The sequence below is a fragment of the Pseudomonas germanica genome (assembly GCF_019614655.1).
GTDB classification, from domain to species: domain Bacteria; phylum Pseudomonadota; class Gammaproteobacteria; order Pseudomonadales; family Pseudomonadaceae; genus Aquipseudomonas; species Aquipseudomonas neuropathica.
In genome coordinates this window covers 3,162,137-3,177,496 of record NZ_CP071586.1, presented here as the reverse complement: position 1 = coordinate 3,177,496, position 15,360 = coordinate 3,162,137, and the positions used below count along the sequence as shown (strand labels likewise).

The following is a 15,360-nucleotide window of genomic DNA, read 5'->3' as shown; positions in this document are numbered from 1 at the left end:
AGCGTATCTTAGTGATGGATGCCGGTATCGTCGGCACCTCTTTCGCGTGTCACCTGCCCGGCAAAGATTCCCCCGAAGAGAGAACGACGTACATGGAAGTGATCAACACATTACAACCCGCCGATTGTGCGGACATGCAAGACATCCGGAGTGAAATCGATCGTCTCGATCAGGCGGTTATCAAACTGCTGGGCAAACGTTTCCAGTACGTCATTGCCGCGTCGAAGTTCAAAACCTCATCGACGTCGGTTCGAGCACCTGAGCGTTACCAGGCCATGTTGGCCACCCGCCGCGAATGGGCCTGCGCCGAAGGTTTGAACGCAGACGCGATCGAGAAAATGTACAGCGACCTGATCAATCACTTCATCGCAGAAGAGATGAAGCACTGGGCGGCGCAGCAACCGGAACGTTGACGCCTTTGCCGGAGTTTTTCACTGGCTCACGAACATGCGGCGCGTGCTGTCGACCACCGCCCGCGTGTGTCCGATGATTTCTTTTTCAACCACAACGCCAGATCCCTCACGAAATCAAGGAGCGCTATTCATGGAAGAAGTCATTACCTACCGCACCGCCACCGCTGCAGATGCTCTGGCGATGTGCGAACTGGGCCAATTGCTCAACTCGGTACACCACGCCGCTCGCCCTGACATCTACGCCGCCGCCACCGAAGATTTTGCCCGCGATTTGCCGCACTGGGCGGGGGTATTCGAAAAGCCTGGCCAGATCGTCTTCATCGCCAGCGCAGGTGAACGGCCCGTGGCGTTCATCACGGCCATCCTGTCCGCCAGTTCCGGCCCGCTGATGCAGCCGCAGAATGTGGTGCGCATCGGCTCGGTGTGTGTCGCCGAGCCGTTCTGGGGTAAAGGCATTGGCCGCGCACTGATTCAACAGGTGAAAGACTGGGCTATCGAGCAAGATGCTCAGGACTTGCGCCTGACGGTCTGGCCGTTCAACGAGCGCGCGGTGCGCATGTATGCCGAGTTCGGCTTCGAGACCCGCGCCCTGGAGATGGGCGTTCGATTGTGAGGAGCGGCCAACTCCGATCATGAATAAACCCGGCAAAATATCAGCACGAACCCTATCGGATGGTTCGATCCTGCCGACAACATGCTGATGACCTGCGCAAGACTGAACGACGCACGTCCATCCTTTTACAAGAGCCACTTTCCATTACGATTCAAGAGGCTGCACCCATGAGCAATGCCTGGAACGAAGGTTATTTCACCGACGAAGGCTACACCTACAGCTATAGCCGGGAAATCAATCCGGTATTCCAGCGTTACTGCCTGTTGTTGCGCGGCTTTGCCGGTCTGGACAATCCCGACGGTTATCACTGTGAACTCGGCTTTGGCCAGGGTGTGTCGATCAATATCCACGCCACGGCCAACCCTGGTGGCTTCGTCGGGACGGACTTCCACCCCGGTCAGGCGGCCCATGCCATTGAGCTGGCGGAACTCAGCAACAACGGCGCAAAACTCTACGACGACAGCTTCGAGCAACTGCTGGCGCGCCATGATTTGCCGCAGTTCGACAGCATCAGCCTGCATGGCATCTGGACCTGGGTCAGCCGTGACAACCAGAAACTGATCGTCGAATTCGCCCGACGCCACCTCAAACCGGGTGGTCATCTCTACGTCAGCTACAACGCATTCCCGGGCTGGTCGCCTGCTGCGCCGTTGCGCCAATTGTTCAGCCTGCACGACCGCTTCGCCAATCACTCGACGCGGGCGGATCAGCGCATCGACGCCGCGTTGCAGTTTTCCGAAGCGCTGCTGGCGGCCAACCCCAAGTACGCCATTGCCGCGCCGAGTCTGGGTGCCCGGCTGCAGACCATCAAAGGTCAGGACCGCCAATACGTCGCCCACGAATATTTCAATCGCGACTGGAACTGCATGTATTTCGCCGACATGGTGGATGCACTGGCCCCGGCCAAGCTCGATTACGTCACGACGGCGGTGCCGATGGATTCGGTCGACGCACTCAACCTGAGCGCCGAAGGCCTGGCCTTTCTCGACGGTATCGAACACCCGGTGATGCGCGAGCAGGCGCGTGACTATTTCGTCAACCAGGCTTTCCGTCGCGACCTGTACGTGCGCGGTGCCAACCGACTCAGCGCGACCGAGCGCCGTTCGCGCATGCTCAATACGCGATTTGTGCTGATGCAGCCGACAGAAAACGTAGCCTCCAGCGTCACCGGCCCCGCTGGCGCAGCGACGCTGCAAGCGGAAATTTACCGCCCGCTCCTCAATGCCCTCGCGGATCAGATGTATGAAGCCAAAACGATGCAGCAGTTGCTCGATGCGGTGTCACCAATGGCCTATGACGATCTGGAACAGGCCATCGCCATCCTGGTCAGCATGGGCGCGGTAGCCCCGTGCCAGAGCGAAGCTGCCGAGGCTCTGGTGTATGAACGCTGCGCCGCGTTCAACCTGCAACTGTGCAAACGCGCGCTGTTCAATGCCGACATTCAAGTGCTGAGCAGCCCGGTCACCGGGGGTGGCGTCACCGTCAGTCGTTTCCAGCAACTGTTCCTGATTGCGATCCGTCAGGGCAAGCAGCACCCGGCGGAGTGGGCGCAACTGGCGTGGAGCGTCATCGCCGAACAAAACGAAGTGTTGGTCAAGGACGGCAAAGCGCTGACCACCGCTGAAGCCAACATCGCCGCGCTGACCGAGCAGGCCCAGGCCTTTGCCGAGCAATCGCTGATCGTGCTGAGCGCTTTGAAAATCGTCTGATCGGGGTAGGTGGTGCGCAGCGGGGCAGGAAATCTTAATCAAACGCCCCGTTGAGCACCTCATAAATCAGGCCGGTGGCCAGGGCGACCAGGATCAGATCCGTGCCCACCTGCTGCCATTCGTAGCCATCGTAATGCGGCAGGTGACCGACCAGGCGTCCATCGAGTTTTTTCGCGATCCCGGGCGGCAGCGGTTTGCCACGCGCAAGATTCTTTTGAATGCCCGGTGGCAGCGCAGGTCCTGGGCTCCAATAGTCGCGGTAGCCACCAACAATCCCGAGCACATTGCCGCGATCGATACTAGGGGCATGACTCCAGTCACCGCCAGAGTTGTTGCCCTTGTTGCCATTGCCTTTCTGGTTACCGTGGCCCTGCACATTCTGCGAATTACCCTTGCCATTGCCATTGCCCTGGCCCTGGCCCTTTCCATTACCGGGATCAGCCAATGCCATCGCCGAGCTGACAACCAGCGCAAGAGAGGAAATCGTTGCAATCAACGTGCGTGACTTGTTCATGCGGCGCGCCTTCATGGTGGGTTGCTCCTGTGTCATCTTGACGTTACACATCAGCTTAGTTTATTCCGGCTGACCGATCGTCGATTACGCCCAGCCCATCGACACTGCCTGACAGGAGCTATTTCATGGATTTGAAGTTCAGCCACATCGACGTACTGGTCAAAGACCTTGAAGAAGCCTGTGCCTATTACGCGCAGATCCTTCAGGCGCGGATCTCCACAACGCAGACCTGGAATCGCGGGGGCCTGCACGTACGCTATGCCGTGGCGTTGATCGGTCAGGAACGCTTCATGCTGGTCCAGCCGCTGGCGGGAAATCTCAAGGAACTGTTGGATACAGTGGGCGAAGGCATGATTTACCGTCATTGCTACACGACACCTGATATCGAGTTGGCCTACGACGAACTGCTCGCCAGCGGAGTTCAGCCGGAAGACGAGAACGGCCAGCCGCTGACTCGCGAGAACCTGCAATCGCCGTCCGGAACCCGCATCATCTGGTTGCCCAAGCGCTTCGGGCATTTCTCGATCGAGATTCTCGAAGAGAAGGCGCTGGGGGCATTTATCGAGGCAGCATTTGCTTGCGGATGAAACTCCGCCGCCCCTGATCGATACGTCTACGCTCTCTCCATCGCCACCACGCTTGGAGACTTCGCCATGACCCGCCCACTGCTGACTGGCCTCGCCCTGCTCGTCCTGAGTTTCCAGGTCCACGCCGACGTCACTCCCTTCCCCGCCACCTTCCACACTCAGGACATCAAAGTCGAAGGCGCGACAATGCATGTGCGAGTTGGTGGCAAGGGTCCGGCCGTGGTGCTGTTGCATGGTTTCGGTGATACCGGCGATATGTGGGCGCCGCTGGCGGCGGATCTGGCCCGCGACCACACCGTGGTGGTGCCGGATCTGCGCGGCATGGGGTTATCGTCGATTCCGCAGGACGGCTACGACAAGAAGACCCAGGCCGGCGACATTCGTCAGGTGTTGAGCGCGCTGAAGATCGAGCACTCGGTGGTCATCGGGCATGACATCGGCACCATGGTCGCGTTCGCCTATGCCGCGCGCTATCCCGAGCTGACCGAGCGCCTGGTGGTGATGGATGCGCCCGTGCCCGGCATCACACCGTGGAACGACATCGTTCGTTCGCCGATGCTCTGGCACTTCGACTTCGGCGGCGCGGACATGGAGCGTCTGGTTGCCGGGCGCGAACGCATCTACCTCGACCGCTTCTGGAACGAGTTCGCCGGCACCCCGGCCAAAATCGATGAAGGCACCCGCCAGCATTACGCCAAGCTATACGCCCGCCCCGGCGCCATGCACGCCGCTTTTGCCCAGTTCCGCAGCATTCGTCAGGACGCCCTCGACAACGCCCCCGTTCTGCAGAAACACCTGGCCATGCCGGTGCTCGCCGTGGGCGGTGAAAAGTCCTTTGGCAACAACGAAGCGATCGTCATGCGCAATGCCGCGGACAACGTGACCGAAGTGGTGATACCGGCGGCGGGACACTGGTTGATGGAAGAGGCGCCGGCACCGACCATCAAGGCAGTGCGCGACTTTATCGCAATGTGAAGAATGGGCATTGCCTTGGCCCGACGCTTACGTCAGGATTCGCCCCTTTTGCGCGCAAGAGCAGGCCGGACAGAAAACATGAATCGTCAAAAGAAACTGCAGCAGTTGTTCAAGGAAAAGGCCAAGAAGGCCAGCGCCAAACTGGCGCCGAAAAAGCCCAAGTACATCAGCAAGGCTGAGCGGGCGAAACTGGAGGCTGAGGCAGCAGTGGAATCAATCGATTCCAGCGAGAGCTGATCCCTGCTCTACAAGAACGGCGCAATATTCGCCAGCGCCCGGTCAATGTAGAGGTCTTTCTCCGCCACCGGCGCCACGCGTTTCGCTGACCGGGCCGGGTGGTCGTTTTTTTCCTGTCCGTTTTGCGCGTTTACCGACCAAATTTACGACACATTTATTTTTATGCTTGCGCCTATTTCGGAGCCAGACTCACGATGACAAATAGCTCGCCAAACTATGAAAAAAATCATATTAAACTGATGAGATTTCATATCACCCTGGCATTATTCTATTTCCTCATCTGCTCACTTTCTGCATGGCTATGCATGATTGATAAAAGCACCTCAATAGGCATACCTGTGTTTTGCGCAGCAGCCGTTTTCGTCCATTTACTGCTTGCCTATGGAAGCAGAAACCGACTTGAGTCTTCGAGAAAAGCATCAGAGTTCATAGGTGCGTTATTGATGTTTGGTTTTCCAATAGGTACGTTGTTGGGGTACTTCTTCTTGCAATGCACAATATGGCAGGATCCGGAACAAAAACATTAATAGGCTTGTGAGAACGGACATGTGAGCGGTTCTCCTTTTCTGCGCCGATACTTGTACGACGCCGAGTTGAGCCTCTCCAGTGCACCGGCCCTGTGCAAGTGCTATGGGCTGACCAAGGAACAATGGATCGAACGCCGACGGTGACGTTAATGGCATGTCTGAGCGCACCTTGCGAACCAGTCCGCATCAAGAAGGCGTTTTACACGCCAGCCAAGCCCCCCAGAACAAACTGCTGAAAAATCGCGTCGCCTCGCCAAACCCGGCCTCATGCAACAACGCCTGAACCGCCGCTTCGGAATGCGGCGGGTCGGCGCCTTGCAGAATCTTGCCCAGCTTGGCCTTCACCTCCTCCGCACTGGCGCCCTGCTGCCGCCAACGCTGTCCCCACGCCTGGAGCAATAACGGTTGGCTGGCATAGGCGTAATGGTTGCCGGCGACAATCAGCGGTGCGCCCGGTTTGAGTCGTGCCTGAATCGCTTGCAGGATCTGGCGCTTGAGCTCATCACCGTTCAGATGATGGAGCACGCCGATCAACGTCGCTGCGTCGAATGAGACAGCGGCCGGTAGGTCTTCGACGTGGCCGAGATGCACCTGGGTTCGGTGCAGCAAGTCGTTGGCCTGCAGTTGCGCTGTCGCGGTTTCCAGCATCGGTACGGAAGGGTCGACTGCGGTGAAATGCCATTGCGGCTCCAGCGCCGCCATCGCAATGATTTCCTGCGCCGTGCCGCCAGCGCCGACCACCAGTATGTTGGCCGGACGCGAACCCAGGCTCGCCGCCAACATGCAGGCCGCCAGATCATGACAGGCGTCGTAGCCGGCCAGCGCGATGCGGCTTTGGCGGGCGTATTCGCTGGCGCGGGAGGTGTCGAATTTTTCTGCGGGGCTGGTCGAGGTTTGGCTCACGGCAATGCTCCTGGTTTTTCGAGCACGCTACGCCGAAGAGCGCGAGAGGGAAAATTCATTCGCTTCATGCCCCGCATTCCTTGCGGGAATGCGGGGCATGTGAACCTGGGTTTTGTATTACCGAGCAAGCAGCGCCTGCAGCCCACCATGGCCGTCGACGATCAGGCTGCGAATCAGTGCCTGATAGTGCTCGGCACTGTTCGGTTCTCGAAGATCGAAACTGGCCAGCCAACTGACCAGTGTTCTGTCCTGGCCTGACAAAGCAACCAGTTCCACGCTGGCCACGTAGTTGTCCAGCGGTAAGGGCGACTCTTCAAAACGGTAGGACAGCCTCAACGTCGAGTCATCAACCGACAACAAGCGCTCTCTGACAACGGCGCCATCGCTCAACGTGAGCGTGCGAATGCAGCCCACAATCTCGGGTCCTGCGCCTTCGATATGGCTGTCCACAATCGAAGGGTGCCAGTTCTTGATCTCGCCAAACTGCTTCACCACGTTCCAGACCTGTTGTGCAGCGCCTTCCACGACAGCGGAAAACTCAACCTTCGACATCTCGTATCCCCTTGTAATTGATCATCCGCCGATCCCGGCAGCGGACTACCGGGATCGACCGATATTCAGGCCTCGAACTGGTGATAAACCTTGGCGATGACCTTCCAGACGCCGCCAATTTTGATCAGGGTCAGGTAGTCGTTGTAGTCAGCACCGATCGCATCGGTTTCCATGTCCACGCGCACCACCGCGGTGGTCGGTGTGATCGCCAGCACGTCTAGACGCGTACTGATTTGCGGGGCAGCGCCGTTTTTCTCGACGAAATCAAACAGGTTCTTGATCGGGCCGCCGAGCAATTCGCCGTTGGTGAAACCGTACATCACCGCCTCTTTATGAAAGGCTTGAGCGACGCCTTGAGCATCACCGACCCGAAGACCTTCGACGTATTGATTGGCGGTGGCGATGACAGCGGTGTATTCGGCGGTCGGTACAGCCTTGATGTTCTTCGACATGGTTGTTTCCTTTCGTTGGGGGGGAGTTACAAAGGCCACCGGAAGCCAAGGCTGGCACCCGGCGGCTGGAGCAGCCAACACTCACCAGTCCTGGCGCGTCGGCGAAATGATGAGGTCGTTGACGGTGACGTTTCCCGGCTGGTTGAGCGCATAGATCACCGCCCGGGCAACATCGTCAGGCGCGATGGCGATGCGGTTGAGTTCCTGGGCGGCCTTGCGCCCTTGCGGATCACTGACCTTGTCCGCCCAACCGGTATTGATAACGCCGGGGCTGACCGTGTTGACGCGGATGCCATGCTGTACGCCCAATTCCTTGCGCATGGACTCGGTCATGGCCTGCACAAAAAATTTGGTGGCGCTGTAAACACCCGCCGCCGGCCCGACCTGATGGCCGGCCACCGAGTCCATGTTGAGGATCTGCCCGGACCGCTGCTCCAGCATCACAGGCAGCACTGCCGCGGTAGCGTTGAGATAACCCTTGATGTTCACGTCGATCATCTTTTCCCAATCCTCCACGACCAGATCGACCCAATTGGAGAACAGCATCAGCCCGGCGTTATTGACCAGAATGTCGACACCGCCATAGGTGTCCTGCGCGAACCTGGCGAGTGCTCTGGTTTGCTCAAGCCGGGTCACATCAGCAGTAAAAGCGACCACGTCATGGCCGGCCTCACGCAACTCGGCGACGAAAGCCTGTAAGCCCTTTTCGTCCAGCGCAGCGACAACCACACGAACCCCTTGTGCCGCCAGCGCACGCGTCGTGGCCGCGCCGATACCGGAAGATGCACCGGTGACGATGGCGACTTTGTTGTGTAGATAATTCATGTTTCGTTCCTCTTTGCAGTGAATGCGATTGCGCCCGGTCGGTGTCAGGGTTGCCATTCAGGCGTTAGCGGTTGGCCAATCGATGTAGCCTTTCGCGCCACCGCCGTAGTAACTCTCACGCGGGGCAATGGTCAGTTCGAGACCATGGCGTAAGCGCTCGACCAGGTCGGGGTTGGCAATAAACAAACGCCCAAACGCCACCGCATCGATACGGCCCTGCGCCCGACGCTCAAGCGCCATCGCCAGGTCATAGTTGTTGTTGCCAATGAACGCGCCGTCGAACTGCGCACTCAGCGCGTCGAGATCCACGCCCGCAGGAACGCTGCGAGAAGTGGCGGTGGCGCCTTCGACGAAATGCAGGTAGGCCAGATTGAATCGATTGAGTTGCTGGATCAGGTAGCCGTAAGTCGCCATGACGTTGCTGTCGGGCGGCGTATTGCCGGCATCGGGCGTCACCGGAGACAGGCGGATACCGACACGGTCGCTGCCCCAGATGGACGCCACCGCTTCCGTCACTTGCAGCGTCAGCCGGGCACGGTTCTCGATGGAGCCGCCATAGAGGTCCGTGCGCTGATTGGTCGAATCACGCAGAAACTGGTCGAGCAGATAACTGTTGGCCGAATGCACTTCGACGCCATCGAACCCGGCTTGCCTGGCATTCTCGGCGGCGAGTTTGTACTGCTCGATGATTCCGGGAATTTCCGCGGTCTCAAGCGCGCGAGGCATCGATACCTCGACAAAACCTTTCTCGGTATACGTGCTGCCCTCAGCCTTGATGGCCGAGGGTGCGACCGGCGCTTCGCCATTGGGCTGCAACTCGACACTGGAAAAACGCCCGACGTGCCACAGCTGGCAGACGATTTTTCCGCCGGCCGCGTGCACCGCATCGGTGACTTGTTTCCACCCGGCGACCTGCGCTTGCGACCAGATGCCCGGCGTCATCGCATAGCCACGTCCCTGAGCGGAAATGTTCGTCGCCTCGGCGATGATCAAACCTGCACTCGCACGCTGAGCGTAGTAAGTCGCATGCATTTCATTCGGTACGCCGTCGTCGGCCATCCGGCTGCGCGTCACGGGGGCCATGACAATTCGATTGGCCAATTGCAGCGCGCCCATCTGCATGGGCGAAAAAAGGTCGGTATCAACAGCGTTATCAATCATAAGCACTCCTATTCAATAGACCGGTCGTCTAGTAAAGCAACCCAAAAAAAACGCCCCTGCGCCAGCGGGCGTGCACTCGTTATCGGTGCGGTTTCAAACGTGAGGGGCCGACGCTTGAAGGCTCACACTTCGGCAGCGGGATGAACACCTGACGGTTCAAGCGCGGCTCTTTCCCACTTGGCAATCACCAGCGGTGCGATGGCATTGCCCAATACGTTCAGCGTGGTCGTACCGCTGTCGATGATCCTGAAAATACCCGCGATCAATGCCACGCCCTCCAGGGGCAGACCGGCCGAAGCCAACGTAGCGGAGAGGATGATGATGGCAAACCCGGGCACCCCCGCCGCGCCTTTCGACGTCAGTACCATCGTCACCACCAGCAGGATCTGCTGCGACAGTGACAGGTCGATGCCATAGAGCTGCGCCACAAAGATCGTCGCGACACCGAGGAAAATCGAAGCGCCGTCCAGATTGAATGCATAACCCACCGGCACCACGAAACTGACGATCCGCCGCGGTACACCGTAGCGCTCCAAACGGCTCATCAACTGCGGCATGACGGCGGCGGATGCGGCACTTGAGAACGCCAGAATCAATTCACTGCGGAAGTAGCGAATCAATTTGAAAATGTTCTCCCCAATCAAGTAGCAAATGCCACCGAGTATCACCAATGCAAAGACCACCAGCGCCAGGTAAACCACGCCGATCAACTTGAGCAATGGCAACAGCGAGGCAAAACCAAAGGTCGCGACCGTGGCGCCAATCATGCCGAAGACACCAACCGGCGCGTAGGCCATGACAATAGAGACCACTTTGAACATCGCATCGGAAATGCTCTGAACCACCGCGATGGCTGGCGCACTTTTTTCTCTTGGCAGCGCATTCAAAGCGAGGCCGAACAGCACGGCGAAGAACAGTACCGAGAGCAATTTCGCTTCCGACATCGCCACCAGAACATTGTCCGGCACGATGTTCTGCACGATCACCAGCGCGCCTTTCGAGGGCTCCATGTTGATCGATGCCGTGCCATGCGACAGGCCGGAAATATCGGTGCCGCTACCCGGTTCAAAGAGGTTTGCGAAACACAAGCCGATGACAATGGCCAGCGCGGTAATAGCAAAGAAATAACCCAGCGACTTGATGCCCATGCGGCCAAACGACTTGTTATCGCCACCGCCAGCGATGCCCAGAATCATGCAACAGAAGACAATCGGTACAACCACCATCTTCATCATCTTGATAAAGATGTCACCGAGGGGCTTGAGGATCTCCGTGCTGACCCACGTTTGATATTGCGGATGGGTATTGAAATACCAACCGACGAGCACGCCAAGCAACAGCCCGGCAACGATTTGCCACACCAGGGGAATACGTTTCATGTCTAGCCTTTTTGTTGGAAGGAAAGGTCTGCGTCAGCGGCAGTTGCTAGAGTCATGAGCTTCCAGCTCACTAGGGACCAAATGGCACAACCGGGTTGTGCCATGACGGTTGTCACTTGGCGAAGAGCTGGCTCATATCCTTGAACGCCTTGAACTCCAAGGCGTTACCGCAAGGATCAAAGAGGAACATGGTGGCCTGCTCACCCACCTGCCCTTGAAAGCGGATGTAAGGTTCGATCACAAACTCGGTGCCAAAGGACTTCAGACGTTCGGCCAATGCTTCCCACTGTTGCCATCCCAAAATGATGCCGAAGTGCGGAACAGGGACGTCGTGACCGTCGACCGGGTTGCTGTGAACGCTTTCCTGGGACGCGGTTTTCGGGTGTTCATGAATCACCAGTTGGTGGCCATAAAAGTCGAAATCGACCCACTGAGTACTGGAGCGCCCTTCTTCAAGACCAAAGACTTCACCGTAAAAGGTGCGCGCTGCAGCCAGATCGTAAACGGGGATAGCGAGGTGAAAAGGCGAGAGGCTCATCAGAAACTCCAATCATGTTTTTGTTGGTTGGTGAACATTCCTGCCGTCATCGGCGCCTTGGGTTCAGCCGCTGCCGGGGGATGGGAAACATCCTAGGGCGGAAAACCAAACATAAAAATCAATATATATTTCTTAGAAACACAATTAATATTTGTGAATGATCAAAGAACTGAAGACACTCATCGCCGTAGCACGCGAAGGTACTTTCGCTGCAGCCGGCAACAGGATCGGACTCACGCAGGCTGCCGTCAGCGCCCAGATCCAGCGCCTGGAAGCCGAACTCGGCTTCGAGCTTTTCGACCGAAAGGGGCGCTCGGCACACCTCAACAGAATGGGCCACCAGATACTGCTGCAAGCGCAAGAACTGCTCAGGCTCTACGACAGCCTCGGCTCGACAACGGTGGGGCTGCCGCCCAGCGTGCTGGTCAACATCGGCGCCATTGCGTCGGTGCAGCGCTCTTATCTACCCGATGCACTCGCGAAGTTTCACCAGCACTGCCCGCAGTGCAGATCCCGGATCGTTCCGGGGTTGTCGATGGAACTGGTCAATCTGGTGGATGCTGGCGAGATCGACATGGCCGTGATCATCCGCCCACCCTTCTCACTGCAAAGTGATCTGCGCTGGACCACGCTGGCGCTGGAGCCTTACCGGTTGATCGTGCCACGCGATGTGCCGGGCGATGACTGGAGCCAATTACTTTGTAGCCAGCCGTTTATACGATATGACCGCTCCTCTTTCGGCGGCAGGCAGGTCGACCGCTTTTTACGGCAGATGCATTTCACCCTGCACGAGGTCTGCGAGCTGGATGAACTGGAGGCAATTATCAAACTGGTCGAAAACGGTGTCGGCGTGGCGCTGGTGCCGCAGACGGCGCCCGGCTTTGCCTGGCCTGCCGGCGTCCGGGTGCTCGACCTCGGTCAGCACACGTTCCACCGTGATATCGGGCTGGTGCACCGATCGCGCCAGACCTTCACCGAACCTGTACGGATGCTGGCCGAGCTGATCAGTGCGCAGGTCAAGATCGGCTATGACTGAGTGCAGGGTTGCGCCTTCACAAAGCACAGCCATTAACCGCATCAATAACAACCATTGATTCAATGAAGTTCTCTTATCAAATGCGCGGCGTAACATCGGCTCCAGACCCCACCACTACATCACGGAGCACACACTCATGAAACGCCAAGCCCTTCTCAGCATCGCTTTCTCACTGTTCGCCCTGAATGCTGTTGCCGCTCCCGCGACTCAAACCGATCCGCTGTTCAGCGACGCAGTAGCCGCCGCCACCCAGACTGATCCGCTGTTCAGCGATGCCGTTGCCGCCGCCACCGAAACCGACCCGCTGTTCAGCGATGCCGTTGCCGAAGGGGGTTCCGACCGTTTGCTCGAACGCCGCGCCGTCTGAGTGCAGCGCTTTACCGCCGTCACCGAATAAAGGCCCGACCTCACCCGTCGGGCTTTTTGCGTCTGCAAGTTCTGCTCACCGGCCCTGCTCTGCGGGAAACTTTTGCGCGCCAATCGCCTCGATCACCTAACCTCATAGACTGTGTGATCCATTCGAGCCGCCTCACCCATGCGCAACACATTGAAGTCGTTGTTTTTTTTCGCATTCATGCTGGCGGTTGGCGGCAGTCCGACGCTATGGGCCGCCGACTTGCCGGCGCCGGCAACCACCGCCGCCGCGCCGCTGCCGGTGATTTCGCAAAGCGAACTGCAGGCGCTGCAACAACGCCTCGACGGCCTCAAGCAACAGATTTCCGCAGCGAACAATTACAACCAGCTCGAAGGCCCGCAGGATCGGGTGCAGGCGTTCATTCTGGATGTCGATCGGTTGTCGGCGGCGTTGTTGCCGCAGCAGGCGCAACTGGCAGTGCAGTTGGGGGTGCTGGGGGCCGCGCCGGATGCCGATCTAGCGGAAGAGCAGGCAGACATCGTCGCGCAACGGGCGTCGTTGGCCGAGCAGAAGAGCAAGGTCGACGGCACATTGAAGAGCCTGGCGGCGCTGAAGCAGAGCGCGGCGGATCTGATTACGCAGATCGCCGGGATACGCCGCACACTGCTGGAAAGTGAGCTGACGCTGGGCACTGACAGCGTGCTGAGTCCCAGTTTCTGGTCGCCGCTGGTGAGTCCGAGTGACGATGATCGCCAGCGTCTGCGCTTTTTCGTTGCGCAGGTGCGCGACACATGGGCCACCGTGTGGGCGCCGGGCGAACGCATCTACACCAGTATGTTGATGGCGCTGGCACTGATCATCTGGACCTTCGGCCGCCGGCTGGCCGAACGCGGTCTGACCTGGGTGTGCATTTACCGCATGCCCGAGGGACGTCTGCGCCGCAGTGCGCTGGCGTTCGCCTCGGCGCTGGCGACCATCGCCACCACCGCCATTGCCCTGCAATTACTGTTCTACGCCTGCACCCGTCATCAACCTTTGCCGCCAGTGCTGGAAACCTTCTCCGAAGAGTTCGAAAAAGTCGTGTATGCGTGCGTGCTGCTAACCGGGTTGAGCCGCGCGTTGCTGTCGACCGAACATCCCTCGTGGCGCCTGCCGGCGATTGCCGATTCGGTGGCGCTGGCGCTCAGGCCCTACCCGCGCATCCTGTCCTGCACGTTATTGGTGCTGGTAACGCTGGTGCAGGTGAGCAATGCCACCGGCATGAGCAGCCAGATCGTGATTGCCGGGCGCGGGGTCATTTCGATCGTGGTGCTGGCGATCGTGACGGTCCTGTTGTTGCGCGTCGGCAAGGTGCGCAAGGCGCTGGTCGCGGCCAATGATGCGGCAGCGGCGAACAGTACGTTTGCCGGGGTGATTTACACCCTTGCCAGCGTCTCGATGTTTGTCTCGGCGATTGCCCTGCTCGCCGGCTATGTGTCGCTGGCGCGGTTCATCAGTTATGAGCTGGTGTGGGCGTACATTGTCTTGTCGGGTTTCTACCTGCTGATCCAGTTGATCAAGGACGTCTGCGAGCACGTTTTTTCGCCACGGCACGCCAGCGGTAAAGCGCTCAAACAGTTACTGGGCATCGGTGATCGCCGCCTCGATCAGATCTCGATCCTGCTGTCCGGCTTCAGTCGGGCCGCGCTGATGCTGCTGGCGGTGATCGCCCTGTTTGTCGGTGGCATCGGCACTACGCTCGGGCAACTGGCGAGCAATATCATGGCGATCCTTGGCGGCGCCGGGTTGCGCAAGCTGAACATCGTCCCCGGCCACCTGCTCAATGCCGTGCTGGCGCTGATGATCGGCATCTGGCTGATCCGCGCCCTGAGTCGCTGGCTCGACAACGAGTTCCTGCCCAGGACCGACATGGACCCGGGCATGTGTGCCTCGTTGAGCACGCTGTTTTCCAACATCGGTTACGCCTTCGTGATTCTGCTGACGCTGTCGTCGCTGGGCGTGCAGTGGACTAATCTGGCGTGGATCGTCAGTGCGTTGTCGGTGGGCATCGGCTTCGGTTTGCAAGAGATCGTGAAGAACTTTGTCTCGGGGCTGATTCTGCTCACCGAACGACCGGTGAAGGTCGGCGACTTGATCAGCATCAGTGGTGTGGAAGGCGACATCCGCCGCATCAACGTGCGCGCCACGGAAATCCAGCTCAGCGACCGCTCGATCGTCATCGTGCCCAACTCGCAACTGATCTCGCAGAACCTGCGCAATGTCACCCTGGGCGGCAGCGCGCAAGGCGTGGCGTCACTGGAACTGGTGTTCCCGCTGGATATCGATCCTGAAGAGGTGAAAGACCTGTTGCTCAACACGTATCGGGAGAACGAAACCATCCTCGATAAACCGGCACCGTTCGTGCGCTTCAGCAAATTGTCGCCTGACGGAATTACTTTGACGGTGACCGGGTACGTGGCTAGCCCGAGGATTGTCGGGGTGACCAAAAGTGATTTGCTGTTCGAGATTCTCAAGCGGCTGGGTGCGGCAGAGATTGCGTTGGCGAAACCGCCGGCGAGTGCGTAATGAATCGGTAAGGCTCTGG

Annotated in this window: 17 protein-coding genes; 9 read left to right on the top strand and 8 right to left on the bottom strand. The window is 58.7% G+C overall.

The features are described 5' to 3' along the window. The first annotated feature begins 92 nt into the window (after window positions 1-92). From J0G10_RS14205 to J0G10_RS14195, 3 genes are all read left to right on the top strand, one after another. The gene (locus tag J0G10_RS14205; protein ID WP_220558859.1) at window positions 93-413 is read left to right on the top strand and encodes an isochorismate lyase; all 321 of its coding nucleotides are present in this window, start codon (window positions 93-95) and stop codon (window positions 411-413) included. A 130-nt stretch (window positions 414-543) separates the two neighbouring features. Beyond that, window positions 544-1,026 (top strand): GNAT family N-acetyltransferase, encoded by a 483-nt coding sequence (locus J0G10_RS14200; protein WP_220558733.1) that lies wholly within the window; start codon window positions 544-546, stop codon window positions 1,024-1,026. Between the two features lie 167 nt (window positions 1,027-1,193). Continuing rightward, window positions 1,194-2,735, top strand: coding sequence for a class I SAM-dependent methyltransferase (locus J0G10_RS14195; RefSeq protein ID WP_095126431.1), 1,542 nt, complete (start codon window positions 1,194-1,196; stop codon window positions 2,733-2,735). Between the two features lie 34 nt (window positions 2,736-2,769). On the opposite strand, the gene J0G10_RS14190 is transcribed toward J0G10_RS14195, so the two are convergent. Further along, window positions 2,770-3,249, bottom strand: coding sequence for an anti-virulence regulator CigR family protein (locus J0G10_RS14190; RefSeq protein WP_220558858.1), 480 nt, complete (start codon window positions 3,247-3,249; stop codon window positions 2,770-2,772). Window positions 3,250-3,374: 125 nt separating this feature from the next. Here J0G10_RS14190 and J0G10_RS14185 point away from each other — a divergent pair, with 125 nt between their 5' ends. The 3 genes from J0G10_RS14185 to J0G10_RS14175 all read left to right on the top strand — a co-directional run bounded on the left by J0G10_RS14185 (window position 3,375) and on the right by J0G10_RS14175 (window position 5,048). Beyond that, window positions 3,375-3,836 carry a VOC family protein gene (locus J0G10_RS14185; RefSeq protein WP_034155445.1) on the top strand — a complete coding sequence of 154 codons (462 nt, stop codon included), beginning with the start codon at window positions 3,375-3,377 and terminating at the stop codon, window positions 3,834-3,836. 66 nt (window positions 3,837-3,902) lie between these two features. After that, a complete protein-coding gene (locus J0G10_RS14180; protein WP_220558732.1) occupies window positions 3,903-4,811 on the top strand; it encodes an alpha/beta fold hydrolase in 909 nt (302 codons plus the stop codon). Window positions 4,812-4,889: 78 nt separating this feature from the next. Further along, window positions 4,890-5,048 carry a DUF2986 domain-containing protein gene (locus J0G10_RS14175; RefSeq protein ID WP_095049889.1) on the top strand — a complete coding sequence of 53 codons (159 nt, stop codon included), beginning with the start codon at window positions 4,890-4,892 and terminating at the stop codon, window positions 5,046-5,048. A gap of 713 nt (window positions 5,049-5,761) precedes the next feature. Here J0G10_RS14175 and J0G10_RS14170 read toward each other — a convergent pair. The 7 genes from J0G10_RS14170 to J0G10_RS14140 all read right to left on the bottom strand — a co-directional run bounded on the left by J0G10_RS14170 (window position 5,762) and on the right by J0G10_RS14140 (window position 11,385). Then, entirely contained in the window at window positions 5,762-6,478 is a 717-nt protein-coding gene (locus J0G10_RS14170) for a class I SAM-dependent methyltransferase (RefSeq protein ID WP_220558731.1), read from the bottom strand. Between the two features lie 117 nt (window positions 6,479-6,595). Beyond that, window positions 6,596-7,030, bottom strand: coding sequence for an SRPBCC family protein (locus J0G10_RS14165; RefSeq protein ID WP_095049887.1), 435 nt, complete (start codon window positions 7,028-7,030; stop codon window positions 6,596-6,598). Window positions 7,031-7,095: 65 nt separating this feature from the next. Continuing rightward, complete coding sequence (locus J0G10_RS14160) at window positions 7,096-7,482, bottom strand: nuclear transport factor 2 family protein (protein ID WP_095049886.1); 387 nt, start codon at window positions 7,480-7,482, stop codon at window positions 7,096-7,098. Between the two features lie 81 nt (window positions 7,483-7,563). Further along, window positions 7,564-8,307, bottom strand: a complete 744-nt coding sequence (locus tag J0G10_RS14155) for an SDR family oxidoreductase (protein WP_220558730.1) — start codon at window positions 8,305-8,307, stop codon at window positions 7,564-7,566. Between the two features lie 57 nt (window positions 8,308-8,364). Further along, window positions 8,365-9,468, bottom strand: coding sequence for an alkene reductase (locus tag J0G10_RS14150; RefSeq protein WP_220558729.1), 1,104 nt, complete (start codon window positions 9,466-9,468; stop codon window positions 8,365-8,367). A gap of 122 nt (window positions 9,469-9,590) precedes the next feature. Then, window positions 9,591-10,847: a cation:dicarboxylate symporter family transporter gene (locus J0G10_RS14145; protein WP_095049883.1), complete on the bottom strand. Its 1,257-nt coding sequence runs from the start codon at window positions 10,845-10,847 to the stop codon at window positions 9,591-9,593. Between the two features lie 112 nt (window positions 10,848-10,959). Beyond that, window positions 10,960-11,385, bottom strand: a complete 426-nt coding sequence (locus tag J0G10_RS14140) for a VOC family protein (protein WP_026000724.1) — start codon at window positions 11,383-11,385, stop codon at window positions 10,960-10,962. 157 nt (window positions 11,386-11,542) lie between these two features. Between J0G10_RS14140 and J0G10_RS14135 the strand changes: the two genes are divergently transcribed. The 3 genes from J0G10_RS14135 to J0G10_RS14125 all read left to right on the top strand — a co-directional run bounded on the left by J0G10_RS14135 (window position 11,543) and on the right by J0G10_RS14125 (window position 15,341). Further along, window positions 11,543-12,421 carry a LysR family transcriptional regulator gene (locus J0G10_RS14135; RefSeq protein WP_220558728.1) on the top strand — a complete coding sequence of 293 codons (879 nt, stop codon included), beginning with the start codon at window positions 11,543-11,545 and terminating at the stop codon, window positions 12,419-12,421. A 136-nt stretch (window positions 12,422-12,557) separates the two neighbouring features. After that, on the top strand, window positions 12,558-12,788 hold the full coding sequence (locus J0G10_RS14130; protein ID WP_095049881.1) for a hypothetical protein: 231 nt from the start codon (window positions 12,558-12,560) through the stop codon (window positions 12,786-12,788). 168 nt (window positions 12,789-12,956) lie between these two features. Further along, entirely contained in the window at window positions 12,957-15,341 is a 2,385-nt protein-coding gene (locus J0G10_RS14125) for a DUF3772 domain-containing protein (protein WP_095049880.1), read from the top strand. Window positions 15,342-15,360 lie beyond the last annotated feature (19 nt).